This window comes from Xylanimonas ulmi, assembly GCF_004216535.1.
Taxonomy (GTDB): Bacteria; Actinomycetota; Actinomycetes; order Actinomycetales; family Cellulomonadaceae; genus Xylanimonas; species Xylanimonas ulmi.
The window spans coordinates 1,207,619-1,226,689 of the sequence record NZ_SGWX01000001.1; the positions used below are offsets into that span (position 1 = coordinate 1,207,619).

The following is a 19,071-nucleotide window of genomic DNA, read 5'->3' on the forward strand; positions in this document are numbered from 1 at the left end:
CATGGGGCGAGACGCTCACCGGCGGGATGCCCTCGGGTCTCGGCGTTGTGCGCACACTGCCCTCCGCAGGGATCCACCACGTGAACAGGAAGGCGCCAGTGACCGACCGCATCCTCCTGGCCGTGTCGCACGGCACGTCCTCTCGTACCGGGGCCGACGCGGTCGGCTTGCTCGTCGAAGCCGTCAGGGCGCGCCGAGGTGAGCGTGGTCAGGGCGTCGCCGCCGCGTTCGTGGACGTCCAAGACCCCGACGTGCCGACCGCGCTGTACACCCTCGGAGCCACCGTGCCTGGCGGGCCCCCGGTCGTCGTCGTGCCCCTGCTGCTGTCCGCCGGGTATCACGTGCATGTTGACCTGCGTGATGCTGTCGATGCCGCGCGGGCCGCGGGCGGGGACGTGGCCCTCGCCGGAGCGCTGGGCCCCGACGCCCGTGTCGTCGCGCTGCTCGCGCGCAGGCTCGCTGAGGCCGGGTTGCGCGCCGACGACGCCGTCGTGCTGGCCGCGGCGGGGTCCAGCGACGCTCGGGCGGTCGCGGACTGTGAGGCCGTCGGGGCCTCGCTCTCGGAGCGCCTGGGCCGGCCGGTGACCGTCGCCTACATCTCGGCGGCGACGCCCCGCCTGCACGATGCGGTCGCCGTAGCCAGGCAGTCGGGGCGCGCCGCCGTTGGCCGGTCAACGCCCGAGGCGCCGGCAGGGGAGGGGGTCGGCGCCCCGCGCGTCGTCGTGGCGAGCTACCTGCTCGCGCCAGGCAACTTCGCCGACCTGGCGGCCGCCGCGGGCGGCGATGTGACGAGCGCGCCGCTGCTGGTCGCAGGCGGCCCGGTGCCCCCCGAGTTGGTCGACGTGGTGCTGGACCGGTTCGCGGCCGCGTCGTCGTGACGCGCGGGCGTCATCTCTCGATCACGAATGCGCTGCCCCCGCGCGCGGGCACGTCGACGGCGTGCACCGCCGTGACGTGGGCGAGCGGCGGACCCTGGCGCAGCGCCGCGAGTACGCCGTCGACGGCGTCGGGCGCGCCTTCGAGCTCGGCCTCCACCGCACCGTCGTCGCGGTTGCGCACCCAGCCGGACAGGCCCGCGCTGTAGGCGGTGTCGGTGGTCCAGAAGCGGAACCCGACGCCCTGGACGCGCCCACGCACCACGACGCGGACGCGGCGAGCGGGCGCGGAGGTCACGCGCAGGCTCCCGCCACGGGCGCCGACGGCGCAGCGCCGGGCGCGGTGCGGGCGACGGCCGAGGTGCGCATGCCCACGATCGTAGGCGCCGCGCGGCGACACGCGATCGCGAAAGCCCTAGCCGCCACGCGCTGGCGCGCGTAGATTCTGAGCGGATGCAGGGCGCACGCGCTGCACGCACAGACACGCTCGTCGGCGACGCAAACCGGCGGCGAGCACCGGACACGGAAGGGGGGACACCACGATGATCCGATCGACCGCGACGGACCGCGGCGGCGCTCTCACCTGCGCGTGCCCGGGCCTGGGCGCGCAACGGCGGTTCGACCTGCACCGCACCGACCTCATCGACCATTCCTGCGGCACTCTCCACGTCTGACCGGGCCCGCGCCCGGCCAGCCCTGAAGCCGTCGCAGGAGATCCCTGGGCGGCTTCCGTCGTCCTCGGACCGAAAGACCTGGAATCCGACGACGCTGACAAGGACTGGGAGGCGGCTATGGCAGATGTGCTCGTCCTCAACGCCGGCTACGAGCCGCTGCACCGCGTCTCGGTGCGGCACGCGATCCACATGCTGGTGCGCAAGGTCGCCGTGGTCGAAGAGTCCGTCGTGGGACGCACGTTCGGGCCCTACCCGATGCCACGTGTGCTGCGCCTGGTGCGCTACGTGACGATGCGCTGGCGCTACCGCCGCGACCAGGCCCCGGCGTGCACCAAGGCGGGGGTGCGCGCCCGCGACGGGCGGTGCGCGTACTGCGGCGGCGCCGCCGACACCGTCGACCATGTGCTGCCGCGCTCACGGGGCGGGGCGTCGTCGTGGCTCAACCTCGTGGCCGCATGCGCGGACTGCAACGCGCGCAAGGCCGACCGCACACCGCAGGAGGCGGGCATGGAGTTGCGCCTCGTCCCGCACGTGCCCGACCTGTCCTGGAGACCCGCGGCCTGACGCCGCCACGCAGCGGCCACACGCGCCCCCGCGGCGGCGCCCGTGGGCGCCCGCGACGGCGCCGATGAGTGGGCGGAGCAACCATCAACGCGCGCCACGGGTGCACAATGGCGCCGATGCCCACCGCCGACCCCGTGACTGCCCCTGCGTCCGCCCGTCCCATCGCCGACGCCGACCAGTCCACGGTCGCCGCCCTGCGCCGTCTGCTGCCGTTCGTGCGCCCCGCCCTGCCGCGGCTGGTCGCGGGCATGTTCTCGGCGCTGGGCGCGTCGCTCGCCGCGCTCGCGATCCCGCGCGTGCTGCAGCGCATGGTCGACGGCCCGCTCGCCGCCGGCGCCCGCGAGCACGACGCCGGGGCGCTGTGGGGCGCGATCGCCGTGGTGCTCGCGCTGGGCCTGGCCGAGGCGGGACTGGTCCTGGCGCGGCGCAACCTCGTGATGCTGCCGGGCACGCGCGTCGAGGCCGACCTGCGCATGGCGCTGTTCCGCCACCTGCAAGACCTGCCCGTCGCGTTCCACGACCGGTGGGCGGGCGGGCAGCTGCTGTCGCGCTCGATGTCGGACCTGGGGTTGCTGCGCCGCTGGCTGGTGTTTGGCCTGCTGCAGCTCGTGGTCAGCTGCGTGACCGTGCTGGTCGGCGTCGGGCTGCTGGCCGCGACGACGGGGTGGCTGGGTGTCGTGTACCTGGTCGGGGCGGTGCCCGTGACCGTCATCGCGTTCCGGTTCTCACGCCGATACCGCGCCATCGCGCGCCGCTCGCAGGACCAGGCCGGTGACCTGGCCACCACGGTCGAGGAGTCGGTGCATGGCATCCGCGTGCTCAAGGCGTTCGGGCGGGGCCGCGACGCGCTGGCGTCGTTCACGGGACAGGCCGAGCGGCTGCGCTCGACCGAGCTGGCCAAGGCGCGCGCGCAGGCGCAGGTCAACGTCGCGCTCACGCTCATCCCCGAGCTCACGCTGGCCGTGTGCCTGGTGCTCGGGGCGCTGCTGGCGCACGACGGCGCCCTGAGCGTCGGCGCGCTGACCGCGTTCTTCGCGACCGCCGCCGTCATCAACGGCCCCGTCGTGGACCTCGGCATGACCCTGTCGATGACGTTCAACGCCCGCACCGCCGTCGACCGGCTCTTCGACGTGCTGAGCACGGCCAACCCGCTGACCGACCCCACCGACCCGATCGAGCCGGCCGACCCGCGCGGCCACGTGCGGCTGCGTGACGTGACCTTCCAGTACGACGACGCCGTTCGCCCCGTCCTGGAGCACGTCGACCTCGACCTGCCCGCCGGGACCACGACGGCGCTGGTCGGGCTGACCGGATCGGGCAAGTCCACGCTCGCCATGCTGATCCCGCGCCTGTACGACGTCACGGGCGGCGCCGTCGAGATCGACGGGGTCGACGTGCGCCGGATGCGCCGCGCCGACGTGCGCCGCGCCGTCGCCGTCGCGTTCGAGGACCCCACCCTGTTCTCCACGTCGGTGCGCGAGAACGTGCTGCTGGGCGTCGACGATGCCCTGCCCGACGACGTCAAGCAGGAGCGGCTCGCGCAGGCGCTCGACGTCGCGCAGGCGCACTTCGCCACGCGCCTGCCCCACGGCGTCGACACGCGCGTGGGCGAGGAGGGCCTGTCCCTGTCGGGCGGGCAGCGCCAGCGCCTGGCCCTGGCTCGCGCGATCGCCGCGCGCCCGCGCGTGCTCGTGCTCGACGACCCGCTCTCGGCGCTCGACGTCGCCACCGAGGAGGCCGTGACCGCCCGCCTGCGCCAGGCGCTGACCGGCGCCACGACCCTCGTCATCGCGCACCGGCCCTCCACCGTCGCGCTCGCCGACCGGGTCGCGGTGCTGCGCGACGGGCGGGTGAGCGCCGTCGGGACGCACGCCGAGCTGCTGGCCACCGACCCGCACTACCGGTACGTCATCTCGGCTTTGGAGGACGACGCGGCGCAGCACGGCGTCGGCGCGCTCGACGATCCCGCCCCACCCACCGACATGGGGGCCGAGTCCGGGCTGCACGACGACGAGGCGACGGGAGCACGGCTGTGAGCGCCACGACAGGAGCGGCGCCCGCGGACGAGGCGTCGGAGGACACGCTCGACCGCGCCCAGTCCCGTGCGGTGCGCGCCCGCTCGCTCGCCCTGCTGGGCGGCCTGCTGCGCCCGCACCGGCGCGTCCTGGTGTGGTCGGCCGTGCTGGTCGTCGCCTCGACGCTCGGCCAGGTCGCCGGCCCCGCCCTGGTCGCCGTGACCATCGACCACGCCCTGCCCGCGCTCGACGAGAGCCGCTACGGCCCCCTGGCCACGTTCGGCGCCCTGCTGGTCGTCGCGGCCGTCGTGGCGGGCGTGGCGGGAGGCGCCTACGTGCGCGCCGCCGCCGCCATCTCGCAAGCCGTGCTGCTCGAACTGCGCCGACGCGTGTTCCGCCAGACCCAGCGCCTGAGCTTGGAGTTCCACGAGTCCTACACCTCCGGCCGCGTCATCTCCCGCCAGACCTCCGACCTGGAGGCGCTGCGCGAACTGCTCGACGGCGGACTGACCGGCGTCGTCTCCTCCGTGCTGACGATGACGTTCACCGCCATCGGACTCACCCTGGTCGACTGGCGCTCAGGCGCCGTGCTCGCCGTCGCCATGGCGCCCGCCTGGGCGTTGACCCGCTGGTTCCAGCGGCGCTCGCAGGTGTACTACCGCCAGCAGCGCACGGCGTCGGCGCGCGTCATCGTCACGTTCGTCGAGACCATGACGGGGATGCGCGCCGTCCAGGCGTTCCGCCGTGAGGCCACCACCGAGCGCGACTACGGGCGCCTGGCCGAGCGCTACCGCCAGGCCAACCTCGACACGTTCTCGCTCAACGGCCGCTACCAGCCCGGGCTGCTGCTCATCGGCAACCTGACCGTCGTCGTCGCGCTCGCCTACGGCGGCTGGCGGGCGCTGCGCGGCGACCTGCCCGTCGGCGTCCTGGTCGCGGCCCTGCTGTACGTCAAGCGGTTCTTCCAGCCGATCCAACAGGTCGGCATGTTCTACAACTCCTTCCAGTCGGCCTCGGCCGCGCTGGAGAAGCTGTCCGGGCTGCTGGCCGAGGAGCCCACCGTCGTCGAGCCCGCCCACCCCGCGCCGCTTCCCGACGCGCGCGGCGAGGTGCGCCTGGACCACGTCACCTTCCGCTACGGGGGCGGGCCCCTGGTGCTGCCCGACCTCGACCTGCGCATCCCCGCCGGGCAGACCGTCGCGCTCGTCGGCACCACGGGCGCCGGCAAGTCGACCCTCGCCAAGCTCGTCACCCGGTTCTACGACGCCACCGGCGGTCGCGTGCTGCTCGACGGCGTCGACGTGCGCGACCTGGCCACCACCGACCTGCGCCGCGCCGTCGTCATGGTCACCCAGGAGGCCTACCTGTTCTCCGGGTCGGTGCGCGAGAACATCGCGCTGGGCAAGCCCGACGCCACCCAGGCCGAGATCGAGGCGGCGGCGCGCGCCGTGGGCGCCCACGACTTCATCCTCGCCATGCCCGACGGGTACGACACCGACGTCAACAAGCGCGGCGGGCGCGTCTCGGCCGGTCAGCGCCAACTGCTGTCGTTCGCGCGCGCGTTCCTCGCCAACCCCGCCGTGCTCGTGCTCGACGAGGCCACCAGCTCCCTCGACATCCCCGGCGAGCGCCTGGTGCAGCGCGGCCTGGCGACCCTCCTGGCCGGGCGCACCGCCATCATCATCGCCCACCGCCTGTCCACCGTGGAGATCGCCGACCGCGTCCTGGTCATGGAGCACGGCCGCGTCACCGAGGACGGCGCCCCCGCCGACCTCATCGCCGCCGACGGCCACTACGCCCGCCTCCACCACGCCTGGCAGACCTCCCTCGCCTGACCGTCGCCAGAAATGGGACCCTGACGGTCCGGTGATGGCCGGAAAAACCGGACCGTCAGGGTCCCATTTCTGCGGGGTTGGGGAGAGGGGTCAGTCGAGGCAGAACTCGTTGCCCTCGACGTCGCGCATGGTGATGCACGACTCGTTGAAGCCGTCGGCGCGCTGCGTCAGCACGTGGCTCGCGCCGAGCGCCAGCAGCCGCGCGCACTCGGCCTCGAGCGTCGCGAGGCGTTCGTCGCCCACGAGCCCGGCGCCCGCGCGCACGTCGAGGTGCACACGGTTCTTGACGACCTTGCCCTCGGGGACGCGCTGGAAGAACAGCCGCGGGCCCACGCCTGTCGGGTCGACGCACGCGAACGCCGAGCCCTGGTCCTCGGGCGGCAGCGAGCGGTCGAAGTCCTCCCAGGTCGCGAACCCTGTCGGCGGCGGGGGGACGACGTATCCGAGCACCTCGCACCAGAAGCGGGCGACGCGCTCGGGGTCCGCGCAGTCGAACGTGACCTGGACCTGCCTGACCGTTGTCATGCGCACACCGTAGGGGAGCGGGCGCGCGCACGGCACGCCGGAGGTCATCAGCCCAGGCGGTCAGCCCAAGCGGTCAGCCCGAGCGGTCAGGACAGGGCGCCCGCCGCGCCCGCCGCGACGAGCCGCACCAGCAGCTCACGCGCCGGGGGAGTCGGCGCGCCCAGCGTGAGCGCGAGCACGCGACGGCGCGCCCCGGGCAGCGCGTGCGTCACCACCTGGTCGGACCGGTGCGCGCGCAACGCCAGGTCGGGCAGCAGGCTCACCCCGACGCCGGCGGCGACCAGGGCCTGGACGGCCACCGAGTCGTCGGTCTCGAACGTGATGCGCGGGGAGAACCCCGCCGCGGAGCAGCGCGCGACCAGGTCGGCGCGGCAGCGGGGGCACCCGGCGATCCAGTCGGCCTCGGCCAGATCCGCCAGCGGCGGCGCGACGTCGTCGGGCGCCGCCGCTGGCGCCGGGCGCACCAGGTGCACCGGCTCGTCCAGGATCGGGGTCACCACGTACCGCGACAGGTCGTCGACGGCGCGCGCGTGGCGCACGTCGTCATGCTCGAACACCAGGGCGACGTCGACCTCCCCGGCGGCCAGCGCGGCCACCGCCTCGGGCGGCTCGACCTCCACCAGCCCGACACCCAACCCCGGATGGTCACGCACGAGCGCGGAGATCGCCGTCGGCACGATCGTGGCCAGGGCCGAGGGGAACGCGGCCAGGCGCGCACGCCCGGCGCGCAGCCCCGCCAGAGCGTCCAGCTCGCGGCGCACCCCCGCCACACGCCCCAGGATCTCCTCCGCGCGATCGGCCAGCAGCCGCCCCGCCTCCGTGAGCCGCACCCCGCGCCCCGCGCGCTCCAACAACGGGATGCCCGCCTCGACCTCCAGCCGGGCCAGATGGTGGCTCACCGACGGCTGCGCGACACCGAGCTCGCGCGCCGCAGCGGTCAGCGAGCCCGTGCGCGCGACGGCGGCGAGCGCGCGCAGGCGCGTCAGGTCAAGGTCGGCGGGCACCAGACCAGGCTACCGGGGGCCGACGCCGCCCATCGGAGTAGCCTGCCGGACATGGCCCGGTACTTCGATGTGCACCCCGTCGACCCGCAGGCCCGCGCCATCGCGCAGGTCACCGCCATGCTGCGTGACGGCGCCTTGATCGCCTACCCGACCGACTCGGGCTACGCACTGGGCTGCCGCATGGACTACCACGACGGCGCCGACCGCATCCGCCGCGTGCGCCGCCTGGACGACAAACACCACTTCACCCTCGTGTGCGCCGACTTCGCCCAGCTCGGGCACCTCGTCCACCTCGACAACAGCGCCTTCCGCGCCATCAAAGCCGCCACCCCCGGCCCCTACACCTTCATCCTGCGCGCCATGCCCGAGGTGCCGCGCCGCCTGGCCCACCCCAAGAAGAAGACCGTCGGCGTGCGCATCACCGACAACCGCGTCGCCCAGGCGCTGCTGCACGAGCTCGGCGAGCCACTGCTCACCTCCACGCTCATCCTCCCCGGCGAGACCGCGCCCCTCACCGACGGGTGGGCCATCAAGGAGGAGCTCGACCACGTCCTGGACGCCGTCGTCGACGGGGGAGAGGCGCCCGGGCGGCCCACCACCGTCGTCGACTGGTCGCAGGGGTACCCCGAGGTCCTGCGCGTCGGCGCGGGAGACCCGTCGCGCTTCGAGTGATCCACGACGCGGCCCGCCGCCCGCCGTTAGGGTTCGTGCCATGAGCGACGGTGGCCTGAAGCAGGCGCGCGAGAAGATGACACAGGCGGGCGTCGCGCCCGCCGCGATCGAGACGTTCACCCGGTTCTACCGGCTCCTGGAGTCGGGCGCCACGGGCCTCGTGCGCGAGGACGACGTCGAGCCCCTGCCGCAGCTCGACCGCGCGGCCGACCTCGACGTCAGCGACGACGCCGCCGCCGCGGCCCTCGCGCAGACCGCGATCATCAAGCTCAACGGCGGGCTGGGCACCTCCATGGGCATGGACCGCGCCAAGTCGCTGCTGCCCGTGCGCCGCACGGCCGACGGGCAGGACCTGACCTTCCTCGACGTCATCGTCGGCCAGGTGCGCGCCGCGCGGGCCGCCACCGGCGCCCGCCTGCCCCTGCTGCTCATGAACTCCTTCCGCACCCGCGACGACTCACTCGCCCTCCTGGACCGCTACGACGACCTCGCCGTCGACGGGCTCCCCCTCGACTTCCTGCAGAACCGTGAGCCCAAACTGCGCGCCGACGACCTCACCCCCGTCGACTGGCCCGCCGACCCCACCCTGGAGTGGTGCCCGCCCGGCCACGGCGACCTGTACCCCGCCCTGCACGCCTCCGGCGTCGTGCGCGCCCTGCTCGACGCCGGCCTGCGCTACGCCAGCGTCTCCAACTCCGACAACCTCGGCGCCGCCCCCGACGCCCGCATCGCCGGATGGTTCGCCGCCACCGGCGCCCCCTACGCCGCCGAGATGTGCCTCAAAACCCCCGCCGACGTCAAGGGCGGACAACTCGTCGTCCGCAAAGCCGACGGGCGCATCGTCCAGCGCGAGACCGCCCAAACCCACCCCGACGACCTCGCCGTCTCCCTCGACCCCACCCGGCACCGGTACTTCCACACCAACAACCTCTGGTTCGACCTCGAGGCGCTCGCGGCCGAGCTCGACCGCACGGGCGGGGTGTTGGAGCTGCCGCTCATCCGCAACGCCAAGACCGTCGACCCGGCCGACCCCGCCTCGACGCCCGTGATCCAGATCGAGTCGGCCATGGGCGCCGCGGTGGCGGTGTTCGAGGGCGCGACAGCCATCGAGGTGGGCCGCGAGCGGTTCCTGCCGGTCAAGACGACCAACGACCTGCTGGTGCTGCGCTCGGACGTGTACGCGCTGACCGACGACGCGCGCCTGGTCGCACAGGCGCCCGCGCCGCTGGTCACCCTGCCGCCGCAGTACAAGACCATCGCGCGGTTCGACGAGCGGTTCCCGGACGGCGCCCCCTCGCTGCGCGGCGCCACGTCGCTGACGGTCGAGGGCGACTGGACGTTCGGGCGCGGCGTCGTCGTCGAGGGTGACGCGGTGCTGGGCGACCCGGGCGCGCCGTCGCGCGTGCCCGACGGCGCCACGGTGACCGCCGCCGGGGTGGCCGCCCGCTGAGCGGGACAAAGTGACGCCCGGCTGAACCCCGGGTGGAGCGCGGGCGACCACGCGCGGGCCGCGATGAACTTCGCGTGAACGTGTTCGCCCCAGGGCCGCATCGGCTTGATTCACGCCGCCCCGATGCAGGATGTTCCCGGCGTGTCACGACGATCGCTGCCCCCGCGCGCCCCTTCGACCCGCCCCGCGACGCTCGCCCACGACGTCGACGTGCTCGTCGTCGGCGCCGGGATCGTCGGGCTCGCCCACGCGGTCGAGGCGAGCGCGCGGGGCGCGAGCGTCGTCGTGGTCGAGCGCGACGACCGCGCGCTCGGCGCCTCGGTGCGCAGCCTGGGGCACGTGGCAGTCACGGCCCAGGACGGGCCGGCGCTCGCCTGCGCGCTGGTGACCCGAGACAAGTGGATCGCGCTCGGCCGGCAGGCGGGCTTCGACGTGTCCGAGGCGGGGAGCGTGGTGGTCGCGCGCGCCGAGGACGAGCTCGCGGTGCTGGAGGACTTCGTGTGCGCGCGCGACGGCGCCGCGCACCTGCTCGACCGTGCGGGCGTCGCGCGCCACCTGCGCTCGGTGGACGACGACGTCGTCGGCGGCGCGCTGCTCGCCACCGACCTGCGCGTCGACCCGCGTGTGGCGGTGCCCGAGATCGCCCGATGGCTGTCCGCGCAGCCGCGCGCGGCGGTGGTGACGGGCACGAGTGTGCTGGGCGTCGAGCCGGGCTCCGGGCGCTCACTCGTGCGTACCTCGCGCGGCGACGTCATCGCCCGCACGGTGGTGCTGGCCGTCGGGGCCGACGTCGACCGGCTCCTGCCCGCGGTGGCCGAGGCGCATGGGCTGACGCGACGCACGCGCCAGGCGCTGCGCGTCACCGGACCGACGGCGCCGGGGGAGCGGGGCGCCGGGGGCGGGACGGTGCTGCTGGGTGGGACGGCGGTGCTGCACCATGCGGGGCTGACACGCTCGCCCCAGCACAAGGAGGTGCGCGAGCGGCTGGAGCGCGAGCAGCCCGAGGTCGTGGCCGCCGAGGTCAATCTGCGCGCCACGCCGCTGGCCGACGGGTCGCTCTTGCTCGGCGACGCCGGAGCGCAGGGCGGTGCGCTGCCGTTCCGCGCGGAGGCGCTCGACGAACTGCTGCTGCGTGAGGGGGAGAGGCTGGTGGGAGGGCCACTGCGCGTGGTCGAGCGGTGGGCCGCCGTCGAGGCGACGGCGCCGGAGCCGTTCGTGGTGGCCCGGCCGCAGCGCGGCCTGCTCGTGGTCACCGTGGGCGCGCCGATTGGACTGTCGACGGCCTTCGGCCTGGCGCCGCGGACGCTCGACGGCCTCCTGTAGCGCCCGACTCCCCGCGGATGCGGCGGGCGGGCCTCAGCCGGGGACGTCGGTGATGCGGTCAGCGCCCACGACGGGGACGAGCGCGCCCGCCGTGGCGGCGGCGACGTCGTCGCGTAGCGTCGCGACCTCGGCCGGGGGGACCAGGATCGTCAGGTGCGCGACGTGGGCGTACTCGGTCGGCCCGAGCACGGCGCCGTGGCCGGTGGCCCAGTCGCGCAGCAGGTTGTCGAGGCGGCCCGCGTCGGCGTGCGGCACGTCCAGACGAACCTGCGTCAGCACGCGGCGGTGGACGGGCCGGGCCAGGTCGAGCGCCTGCGACACCGCCGTGGAGTAGGCCCGCACAAGCCCGCCTGCGCCGAGCAGCACGCCGCCGAAGTACCGCGTCACGACGGCGACCACGTCGGTCACGCCGCGGTGGCGCAGCACCTCGAGCATGGGGACGCCAGCGGTGCCCGAGGGCTCGCCGTCGTCGGTCGATCGCTGCTGGTCGGCGTGCGTGCCGACGACGAGGGCGACGCAGTGGTGGCGGGCGTCCCAGTGCTCCTTGCGGCGTCGGGCGACGACGGCGTCGGCCTCCTCGACGCTGCCGACCGGGTGCAGGTGGGCGAGGAACCGTGACTTCTTGACGACGAGCTCGTGGTCCACGGGGGCGGCGATCGTCGAGGGCAGGTCCACCCGGTGAGCGTAGCGGCGACGCGCCGCGAGGGTTGGCAGGAAAAAGTGTGCCAAGCAGCGAGGATGACGCCATGAGCAGCGCCGACACCAGCCCCGACGGCCCCGCAGACGACGAGCGCACGACGCCGCGAGCCACCGTTGCCGCGCGCCTGACCGGTCCTGGCCGCTATCCGCGCCCGGTCGTCTCGCTCGCCGACGCCGAGTGGGTGTGGCGCGAGTTGGGTGTCGAGGCGCTGCGCCCGGGCGCCAAGCCCGAGGTGGTGCGTCTGGCGGTGATCGTCGGGCTGACGCGGGCGACCGGGGCGCGGTACGGCGACCTGCTGCGCGTGCGCGCCGAGGACCTCGACCTGGGCGAGGTGGGCGCGCACACGGGGGAGGGGAGCGTTCTGGTGCGCCACGGCAAGCACCGCACCGTGCGGGAGCACCGCCTGGCGCCCGAGGTCGTGCTGGTGCTGCGGCACTGGATGGACGTGCGGCTGGAGTTGGCGGCCGAGCTGGAGGGGTCGGTGCCGCGCGCACTGCTGCTGACGGTCCACCACACGCACGACAACGGGACGACCGTCTCCAGCGGCCTGCCCATCACCAAGCAGGGGCTCGTGCTGTCGTGGCGGCGGTTCGCGCTGCGCACCAACGCGCGCTACGGGGCGCTGCGCCCGCCGCTGCCGACGCGCTTCGAGCAGGTGCGTCGTGCCTGGACCGAGGCGGGCGTCCCGGACCTCGGACGGGAGGTCGCCTCGGCCGTAGCCTCAGTGGAGCCTTCTTCTGCCTCCGAAAAATAATGTGCCAAGCGCAGAGCGCTGCACGACCGACCCCACGGAGCACCCAACCGCAAGCCCTCATCAGCGGGGGCCGGCGCCGGTCAGGCTGTCCGCAGGCCCATGAGGGGAGCGGCCGCCGTCGAGGCCGGGAGCTCGACGAAGCCGAGGCGGTCGTAGAAGGTGCGAGCGCCCGTGTTGGCGGGGTCGTAGCTCAGGTGCACGCCGGGCACGCCGCGCGCGGCGAGGTTCGCGCAGAGCGCCGCCACCATGCGCCGGCCCCAGCCCTGGCGCTGGGCGCGGGGCAGCAGGTCGATGTGCAGGTGCGCGGGGAAGGCGGCGAGCGCCTGCTCGCCCGGGGCGAGAAGGCGCTCGGGGTGGACGCCGTCGTGCCACAGTTGGGCCTCGCTGTAGGCGGGGCCGCCCTCGGCGGGCGCCGGAGCCGGCTGCGGGTGGCGGGCCAGGAACCCGGGCGTCCACTCGCGCCGCCAGCGCTCGACGAACCGGGCGGTGTCGGCGGTCGCGATCACGTAGCCCGCCACGACGCCGTCACGAACCCGCAGCGCGGTGTCATGGCCGTCCGCCCCGTCCACGTCGAGGTCGGGCTGCACGACGACGAACGCGCTCTCGGGCTCCAGGTCCACGTACGGCAGCGCGTAGACGTCGGGCATGAGCAGGTCGTCCGAGTAGCGGCCGCGCGCGTCGCCGCCCGCGGCGGCGGTGCGCACACAGACCTCGGCGACCGCCGCGCGGTCGGACGACACGTAGGGGCGCAGCGCCCCCGTCACTGGCCGTCGAGGGCGTCGCGCGCGGCGCCGAGCTCGGTGCTGGCCCCCGCCGTCGAGAGCGCGCCGCCCGTGCTCTCCAGGTGCGCGCGCACGAACCAGTGGAACTGCTCGAGCTGGCGCAGGTGGCCGATCAGCAGGTCGTTGGTGACGACGTCGAGCACCTCAGTGTCCGCGGCCGCGCGGCGGTGCGCGGCGATGACGCCCTCGTAGACCTCGTCGAGCGCGCCCAGGTGCTCGATGGTGGAGGCGCGGCCCAGCGCGTAGTCGTCCCAGGTGCGCGCCGCGACGAGCGCGCCGGGCGTGCCGACGGGCGCGACGCCCAGGGTCGCGATCCGCTCGGCGATCTCGTCGACCATGAGCCGCACGGCGTCCACCTGCGGGTCGAGCATCTCGTGCACCGCGATGAAGTGCGGGCCGACGACGTTCCAGTGCACGTGCTTGAGCGTCAGGTGCAGGTCGTTGAGCGAGTGGAGGCGCTCCTGGAGGATCGCGGCGGTCTGCGCGCCCTCCGCGGGAGTCAGGGACGGGACGGTGTAACGGGGAACGTCGGGTGACGAGGACATCGCGCAAACCTCCGGTTGTGTGCTTACGAGTCATCCTCTGGCCGCAGCAGCCACCACGCCAGCGCGAGCAGGGCCGCCGCGCCCAGCACGAGCGTCGGCGCGGACGCTCCGCGCACACCGAACGCCAACGCTCCGACCAGCAGCGTCACCCCGACGACGGCGCCGTCACGCAGCGCCGAGCGGCCGAGCACGGCCAGTTCGACGCGTGTGGTCCACCCCACAGCGCCCGCCCATGCCGCGAGCCGCACCGCGATGTACCCGAGAGGGGCGAGCCCCAGTGCGGCGGGGTCGGGTCCGGACGCGGCCGTCAGGACGAGGAACGCGGTGAGCCCCACGCCGGTCAGCGCGGGCCGGTGGCCGGGGCGCCACAGGGACCAGCCGACGAGCAGTGCCGCGACACCGACCGCGACGGCGTCGAGCGCCTCCGGCAGGCGCGAACGCGACAGTGCGATGAGCACGAGCGCTGCGGGAGTCACCGCGGCGAGCACGCGCACCACCCAGCCGGGCGCCCAGCGTCGGGTCTCGACCTCGACACGCGGCAGCCGCTGTCGCCGCCCCGCGGGGCTCATCGGCGGGCTCCCGCGGGCCGATGGCGTTCGGCGGCGCGCACCAGCGCCTCGAACCTCGCCGGGGCCTGCGCGCGCGCCGACCCGGCCCACCGAACCACCGGCACGCCGAGGGAGTCGAGCGCCCGGACGCGATCGGCCCGCTCCATCGAGGTGATGCGCCAGGCGAGCACGAGGTGCCGTTCGGGCACGGGCCGCACGTCGGGCAGTGTGTCGACGACGACGGCCGGGACGCCCTGCTCGGCCCATGCCTGCGCGAGGCGCACGGGCGCGTCGTCGAGCAGCGTCGTGAACAGGTAGACGATGGCGTCGGCCGGGACCTGCGGCGCGCGGACGCGGTGAGCGGGCGCGCCGACGGGCGCGGCCAGGGCGAGCGCGTGCACGATGCGGCGCAGGTGCCGTCTGCCGGCCGCGGGCGCCAACGGCCGGCGTCGGCGCGCGAGGTCCTCAAGCCCGACGCGGTCACCCGCGTCGACGAGTGCGGTGGCGACCGACGCGGCGGCGTGGCGTGCGAGGTCGAGCGACGTCGGCTCGTCGACGCGCAGCGGCTCGGAGCCGCGCCAGGTGCGCAGGTCGGGGCCGACATCGTCACGGGAGTCGACGACGAGCACCGCGGCGGCCTCGGCGGTCGCGAGCGTGCGGCGCACGTAGAGCGCGTCGAGCGTCGGCGACAGGCGCGCCGTCGTCCGCCAGTCGACCCGGCGCAGCGGGTCGCCCGGCGCCAGCGGGTGCACGTCCCGCAGCTCGGCACCGTCGCCCAGGCGGCGCGAGGTGCGCGGCCCGGTCAGGCCGCGCAGTCGCGTGGGCAAGGGGACGCGTCCGAGTCGCGACGCCTCGGGCAGCACGAGGCGGCTGGGCGCCTCGGCGGGGTGCGTGTCCTCGGCGTACGCGTCGAACGCCGCGCCGCCGCGCACATCGGCGCGGAATGTGGTCTGCGGCCCCGTGCGCACCGTCGCGAGGCGCAGGGGCAGCGTGCGCTCGCCGCGGCCCGCCACGACGACGGTCGCGGGCCGGTGCCCCGGTGCGTAGACGCGCACGTGCGCCACGTCCGCCTCGGGCGCCGTGACGCGCAGGGTCTCCGCGATCTCTCCGGGGCCCGCCTCCCGCCCGGCGTCATCGAAGGACGCGACGGTCGGGGCGACCGGAGGCGCCAGTCGTCCGAGCAGGGCGCCGAGCACCAGGGGGACGCCCATCAGCGCGACGTCGGGGCGGCCGAACAGGACGCCCGCGACGAGGACGCCGAGTCCGGTCACGCCCGCGAGCGCCGCGGCCCGCGTGGGGCGCCAGGTCACGCCCGGCCCACGGTGGCCGGGCCGGCCACGGTCCCGAGCAGTTCCCTGACCACGCTCTCGGGGCGTACGGCGGCCGCCCACGCCGTGGGGCTGAGGGTGAGGCGGTGGGCGAGCACGGGCACGGCGATGCGCTTGACGTCCTCGGGCAGCGCGTAGTCCCGCCCGTCGAGCACGGCGACGGCGCGCGCGAGCAGCAGCAGGTTCTGTGACCCGCGGGGCGAGGCGCCGACCTCAAGGGCCGGGTGGGTGCGGGTGGCGGCGGCCAGGTCGACGCAGTAGCGCACGACGTCGTGGTCGACGGCGACGGCCTCGACGCCCGCCTGCATCGCCAGCACCGTCTCGGCGTCGACGACGGGGCGCGCGGGCGCCGCCTCCTGCCGCCGCGCCATGCGGCGAAGGAGCACCTCGGCCTCCTGGTCGCGGTCGGGGTAGCCGACGGCGAGCCGCACCATGAACCGGTCGAGCTGCGCCTCGGGCAGTGGGTAGGTGCCCTCGTACTCGACGGGGTTGGAGGTCGCCACGACGTGGAAGGGCCGCGGCAGCGGCCGCGTCGTGCCGTCGACCGAGACTTGGCGCTCGGCCATGGCCTCCAGCAGCGCTGACTGGGTCTTGGGCGCGGTGCGGTTGATCTCGTCGGCCAGGAACAGGCCGGTGAACACCGGACCGGGTCGGAACTCGAAGGCGCGGCTGGCCGGGTCGAAGACCGAGGAGCCCGTGATGTCGCTCGGCAGCAGGTCGGGCGTGCACTGCAGGCGTGCGAAGTCGAGCCCCAGGGCCGTGGCGAGCGAGCGCGCCGCGAGCGTCTTGCCCAGTCCGGGCACGTCCTCGAACAGCACGTGTCCGCCGGCCAGCACGGTCGCCAGTGCGATCTGGAGGGAGTCGCGCATGCCGACGACGGCGGTGGCGACCTCGTCGAGCACGCGCCCGCCGAGGTCGGCGACCTCGCGGAAGGGGAGCGGCGTCACCGCGCGCGCGGCGTCGGGGGCGTGGGCGTCGGGCTCGGTCATCGAGGTCTCCAGGCGGGGGTGGTGGGGTCGGGCGCCTCGACCAGGTGGTCGAGGGCGCTGAACCAGGTCTCCAGGGTGCGCGGCGACACCGGGCGGCGCGTCGTCAGTCCGGTGAGCACCGCGGCTCCCAGCAGGGCCTCGGCCCGCTCGCGGTGCGAGGCGGCGTCGTGCGGTCCGTGGCCCCAGCCGGTGGGCTCGTCGCGCGGCACGCCGTCCCAGAGCACGCCGTGCGCGGCCAGGCGGTGGGCCGCGATGGCGCGGACGCGGCGCAGGACCCGCTCGGTGACGTGCCCGTCACGCGTGAACGCCGCCCAGCCCAGCTCGCTGACGTCCGCACGCGCCCCCGGGCGCGCCTCGGTGGGCGGGCGCGGCCACGGCTCGTCCTCGGGGCCCACGGTCTGGGAGACGAGGTAGACGACGAGGGCGAGCGCGCCGAGCGTGACCGCGTGCGCGACGTCGAGGGTTCGCGTGAGCGCGAGGGCGGCCGCGGCCAGCGCGCAGATGGCGGCGACGACGACGGGTCGGCGCGTCACGGGACCCTGCCCTCGAACGCGCGCGCGATCGCCACGAGCGCTGCCCGGGCATCGGTGACCTGGGCCGCGGTGACCGGATGGGTCGTGAACCGGGCCTGCTGGTACAGGCCGCGCAGCGCTGCGGTGTGCTCACGTGGGGCGGGGGAGACACCGAGCAGGTGCGCGGTGAACTCGGTGCTGGTCTGCGACGCGTGCCGCTCCCAGCCGTGCCGAGCCGCCGCGTCCTCGAGCTCGACCCACGCGGCGACGACCGCGTCGTGGGGCGTGGCCGCCTCGTCGAGCCGCCTGAGGGCCGCCTCGACGGCGTCGGCGAGCGCCGGCAGGTCGACGAGGCCGCCGGGCGTCACCTCGCCCGCGGTGAGGTGGTCCGGCGCGGGAGTGGGCTCGGCGCCTGACGGGCGGCGGTCGACCAGGTACCGCACCAGGCTTCGCCCGAGGATCAGCAGCACGATCGCGACGACGACCACGACCACGACCGCGATCCAGGTCGTGTTGCCGCCGCCGGCGTCCTCGGGCGGCAGCGGCGGAGGGGTTGGCGCGGGCGGGGGTGAGACGGTCGGCGCCGCGCCGAAGTCGATGTCGAGGGCGGGGAGCCGGATGCGCCAGGGCGTCCCGGCGCCCGCGGCGAGCACCACGAGCGCGAGCAGCACGACGGCGCCGACTGCTGGAACCGCTCGGCTGCGCACGCGGTGATCGTAGTCATGCCGTTGGCCGAGGCGAACGGCCAGCAGGCGCACGCGCTTGCTCAGGCGCCCGTGGGACGCGCGCGCATCGCCTCGGCGTGGACGCCCGCAACCGCCGCGGCGACGAACGCGGCGGGGTCGGCGTCGAGCCCGCGGCCCATGGTCGACAGGCGTGCGGGCGAGTCCGCGAGCGCCGCGAGCAGGTCGGCGTCCGCGGGGACGTCGATCAGCCGGTGCCGGTCGGCGAGGGCTGCGGCCTGGGCGCGCAGGCGCCGGGTGAGCGGGGCGCCCCAGGCGGGGTGGGCTTCGAGGGCGGGTGTGGGGACGGGCACGGGGACGTCGGCCGGGCGCAGGGCGACGCGCCCGTAGGCGGTCAAGGAGTGGTGCGAGACGCCGCGGTGCCGGTCGCGGGGGTCGGCGCCCGAGACGCGCAGCGACGCGACGGGACGCCCGCCGAGCACGGCGGCGGCGTTGACGGCCTCGCCCGCGGCGACGCCCGAGAAGCCCCAGCGGGTCCCCGTGCCGAGGTTGCCGGGTCCTTGGGCGACGACGACAAGGTCGGCGCGGGTGACGTGGTGGGCGGCGAGCAGGCCGGTGTGGACGGTGACCGCCTCCAGGTCGCCGCCGAAGGACTGCCCGACGGTGATGGTGGCGGCGAGCCAGTCGTGCTCGCGCAGTGTGGCGATGGTGCGGGAGAACGCGGCGGGCAGGGCGCCGCCGTCGGTCATGACGTAGGCGACGCGCGGCGCGGGGCGCCCGGCCTGGCGCGCGGACCAGCGCGCGGCGGCGACGATGGCGGGCAGGGCCGAGTGCAGGTCGGCAACGACGACGGGCATCGCGTCCAGGTCGTCGGCCTCGCGCAGCGTCTCGTGGTGGGGTGACTCCTGCTCGTCGACGCCCAGCACCATCGCCTGCAGCGGTGTGTAGCGCGCCTTGACGAGGTGCCCCGGGCCGGGCTCGGGGTCGGCGGGCAGGGCGCCGGTGGGTCCGACGACGAGCGCGTAGCCGCCGGTGCCGAGTCCGCGGGCGAGCGCGGAGCAGTTGAGCAGCAGCCGGTCTCCCGGGGCGGGGTCACCGACCAGGGCCGTGTAGGCGAGCGCGCGCACACGCACACGCTCGGCGCCGTCGGCCGCGGTCAGCGGCGCGGCGAGGTCGAGGTCGAGCTCGCGGGCGCGGTCGGGGCCCTCGCCCCAGGTCGCCCCGCGCGACACCACGGTGCCGGTTCGCCAGGTGATCACGCGTGGCAGGCTACCGGCGGATAGCCTCGTCCCG

General features: G+C 75.4%; 20 protein-coding genes. 8 read left to right on the forward strand and 12 right to left on the reverse strand.

Going from position 1 to position 19,071, the window contains the following annotated elements; all coding sequences use genetic code 11:
- Positions 1–98 precede the first annotated feature (98 nt).
- Positions 99–878, forward strand: a complete 780-nt coding sequence (locus EV386_RS05515) for a sirohydrochlorin chelatase (RefSeq protein ID WP_242607840.1) — start codon at positions 99–101, stop codon at positions 876–878.
- Between the two features lie 10 nt (positions 879–888).
- On the opposite strand, the gene EV386_RS05520 is transcribed toward EV386_RS05515, so the two are convergent.
- Positions 889–1,173: an acylphosphatase gene (locus EV386_RS05520; RefSeq protein WP_130413064.1), complete on the reverse strand. Its 285-nt coding sequence runs from the start codon at positions 1,171–1,173 to the stop codon at positions 889–891.
- Between the two features lie 493 nt (positions 1,174–1,666).
- Between EV386_RS05520 and EV386_RS05525 the strand changes: the two genes are divergently transcribed.
- From EV386_RS05525 to EV386_RS05535, 3 genes are all read left to right on the forward strand, one after another.
- Positions 1,667–2,113 (forward strand): HNH endonuclease, encoded by a 447-nt coding sequence (locus EV386_RS05525; protein WP_130413066.1) that lies wholly within the window; start codon positions 1,667–1,669, stop codon positions 2,111–2,113.
- Positions 2,114–2,229: 116 nt separating this feature from the next.
- Positions 2,230–4,149, forward strand: a complete 1,920-nt coding sequence (locus EV386_RS05530) for an ABC transporter ATP-binding protein (RefSeq protein WP_423218958.1) — start codon at positions 2,230–2,232, stop codon at positions 4,147–4,149.
- Positions 4,146–5,963 (forward strand): ABC transporter ATP-binding protein, encoded by a 1,818-nt coding sequence (locus tag EV386_RS05535; protein ID WP_130413070.1) that lies wholly within the window; start codon positions 4,146–4,148, stop codon positions 5,961–5,963. The genes EV386_RS05530 and EV386_RS05535 overlap by 4 nt, the downstream gene beginning before the upstream one ends.
- Before the next feature lie 90 nt (positions 5,964–6,053).
- On the opposite strand, the gene EV386_RS05540 is transcribed toward EV386_RS05535, so the two are convergent.
- Together EV386_RS05540 and EV386_RS05545 are read right to left on the reverse strand one after the other, a co-directional pair.
- A complete protein-coding gene (locus EV386_RS05540; RefSeq protein WP_130413072.1) occupies positions 6,054–6,488 on the reverse strand; it encodes a VOC family protein in 435 nt (144 codons plus the stop codon).
- Between the two features lie 86 nt (positions 6,489–6,574).
- The gene (locus EV386_RS05545; RefSeq protein ID WP_130413074.1) at positions 6,575–7,492 is read right to left on the reverse strand and encodes a LysR family transcriptional regulator; all 918 of its coding nucleotides are present in this window, start codon (positions 7,490–7,492) and stop codon (positions 6,575–6,577) included.
- 51 nt (positions 7,493–7,543) lie between these two features.
- On the opposite strand from EV386_RS05545, the gene EV386_RS05550 reads away from it, so the two are divergent.
- The 3 genes from EV386_RS05550 to EV386_RS05560 all read left to right on the forward strand — a co-directional run bounded on the left by EV386_RS05550 (position 7,544) and on the right by EV386_RS05560 (position 10,937).
- Entirely contained in the window at positions 7,544–8,164 is a 621-nt protein-coding gene (locus EV386_RS05550) for an L-threonylcarbamoyladenylate synthase (RefSeq protein ID WP_130413076.1), read from the forward strand.
- 40 nt (positions 8,165–8,204) lie between these two features.
- Positions 8,205–9,614 (forward strand): UTP--glucose-1-phosphate uridylyltransferase, encoded by a 1,410-nt coding sequence (locus EV386_RS05555; protein ID WP_130413078.1) that lies wholly within the window; start codon positions 8,205–8,207, stop codon positions 9,612–9,614.
- A 141-nt stretch (positions 9,615–9,755) separates the two neighbouring features.
- Positions 9,756–10,937, forward strand: a complete 1,182-nt coding sequence (locus EV386_RS05560; protein WP_207216478.1) for an FAD-dependent oxidoreductase — start codon at positions 9,756–9,758, stop codon at positions 10,935–10,937.
- A gap of 33 nt (positions 10,938–10,970) precedes the next feature.
- Here EV386_RS05560 and EV386_RS05565 read toward each other — a convergent pair whose 3' ends face one another.
- A complete protein-coding gene (locus tag EV386_RS05565; RefSeq protein ID WP_130413082.1) occupies positions 10,971–11,612 on the reverse strand; it encodes an IMPACT family protein in 642 nt (213 codons plus the stop codon).
- 71 nt (positions 11,613–11,683) lie between these two features.
- On the opposite strand from EV386_RS05565, the gene EV386_RS05570 reads away from it, so the two are divergent.
- On the forward strand, positions 11,684–12,391 hold the full coding sequence (locus EV386_RS05570; RefSeq protein WP_130413084.1) for a site-specific integrase: 708 nt from the start codon (positions 11,684–11,686) through the stop codon (positions 12,389–12,391).
- Between the two features lie 80 nt (positions 12,392–12,471).
- Here EV386_RS05570 and EV386_RS05575 read toward each other — a convergent pair whose 3' ends face one another.
- The 8 genes from EV386_RS05575 to EV386_RS05610 are packed head-to-tail and all read right to left on the reverse strand — an operon-like array spanning position 12,472 to position 19,037.
- The gene (locus EV386_RS05575; protein ID WP_130413086.1) at positions 12,472–13,155 is read right to left on the reverse strand and encodes a GNAT family N-acetyltransferase; all 684 of its coding nucleotides are present in this window, start codon (positions 13,153–13,155) and stop codon (positions 12,472–12,474) included.
- On the reverse strand, positions 13,152–13,718 hold the full coding sequence (locus tag EV386_RS05580) for a Dps family protein (protein WP_130413088.1): 567 nt from the start codon (positions 13,716–13,718) through the stop codon (positions 13,152–13,154). Before EV386_RS05580 ends, EV386_RS05575 begins: the two co-directional genes overlap by 4 nt.
- A gap of 23 nt (positions 13,719–13,741) precedes the next feature.
- A complete protein-coding gene (locus tag EV386_RS05585; RefSeq protein WP_130413090.1) occupies positions 13,742–14,287 on the reverse strand; it encodes a hypothetical protein in 546 nt (181 codons plus the stop codon).
- Positions 14,284–15,576 (reverse strand): DUF58 domain-containing protein, encoded by a 1,293-nt coding sequence (locus EV386_RS05590; protein WP_130413092.1) that lies wholly within the window; start codon positions 15,574–15,576, stop codon positions 14,284–14,286. Before EV386_RS05590 ends, EV386_RS05585 begins: the two co-directional genes overlap by 4 nt.
- On the reverse strand, positions 15,573–16,583 hold the full coding sequence (locus EV386_RS05595) for an AAA family ATPase (protein WP_130413094.1): 1,011 nt from the start codon (positions 16,581–16,583) through the stop codon (positions 15,573–15,575). The genes EV386_RS05590 and EV386_RS05595 overlap by 4 nt, the downstream gene beginning before the upstream one ends.
- A complete protein-coding gene (locus tag EV386_RS05600) occupies positions 16,580–17,116 on the reverse strand; it encodes a hypothetical protein (RefSeq protein WP_130413096.1) in 537 nt (178 codons plus the stop codon). Before EV386_RS05600 ends, EV386_RS05595 begins: the two co-directional genes overlap by 4 nt.
- Complete coding sequence (locus EV386_RS05605) at positions 17,113–17,802, reverse strand: DUF4129 domain-containing protein (protein WP_130413098.1); 690 nt, start codon at positions 17,800–17,802, stop codon at positions 17,113–17,115. The genes EV386_RS05600 and EV386_RS05605 overlap by 4 nt, the downstream gene beginning before the upstream one ends.
- Before the next feature lie 59 nt (positions 17,803–17,861).
- Positions 17,862–19,037, reverse strand: a complete 1,176-nt coding sequence (locus EV386_RS05610) for a DUF3866 family protein (protein WP_130413100.1) — start codon at positions 19,035–19,037, stop codon at positions 17,862–17,864.
- Between the last annotated feature and the right edge of the window lie 34 nt (positions 19,038–19,071).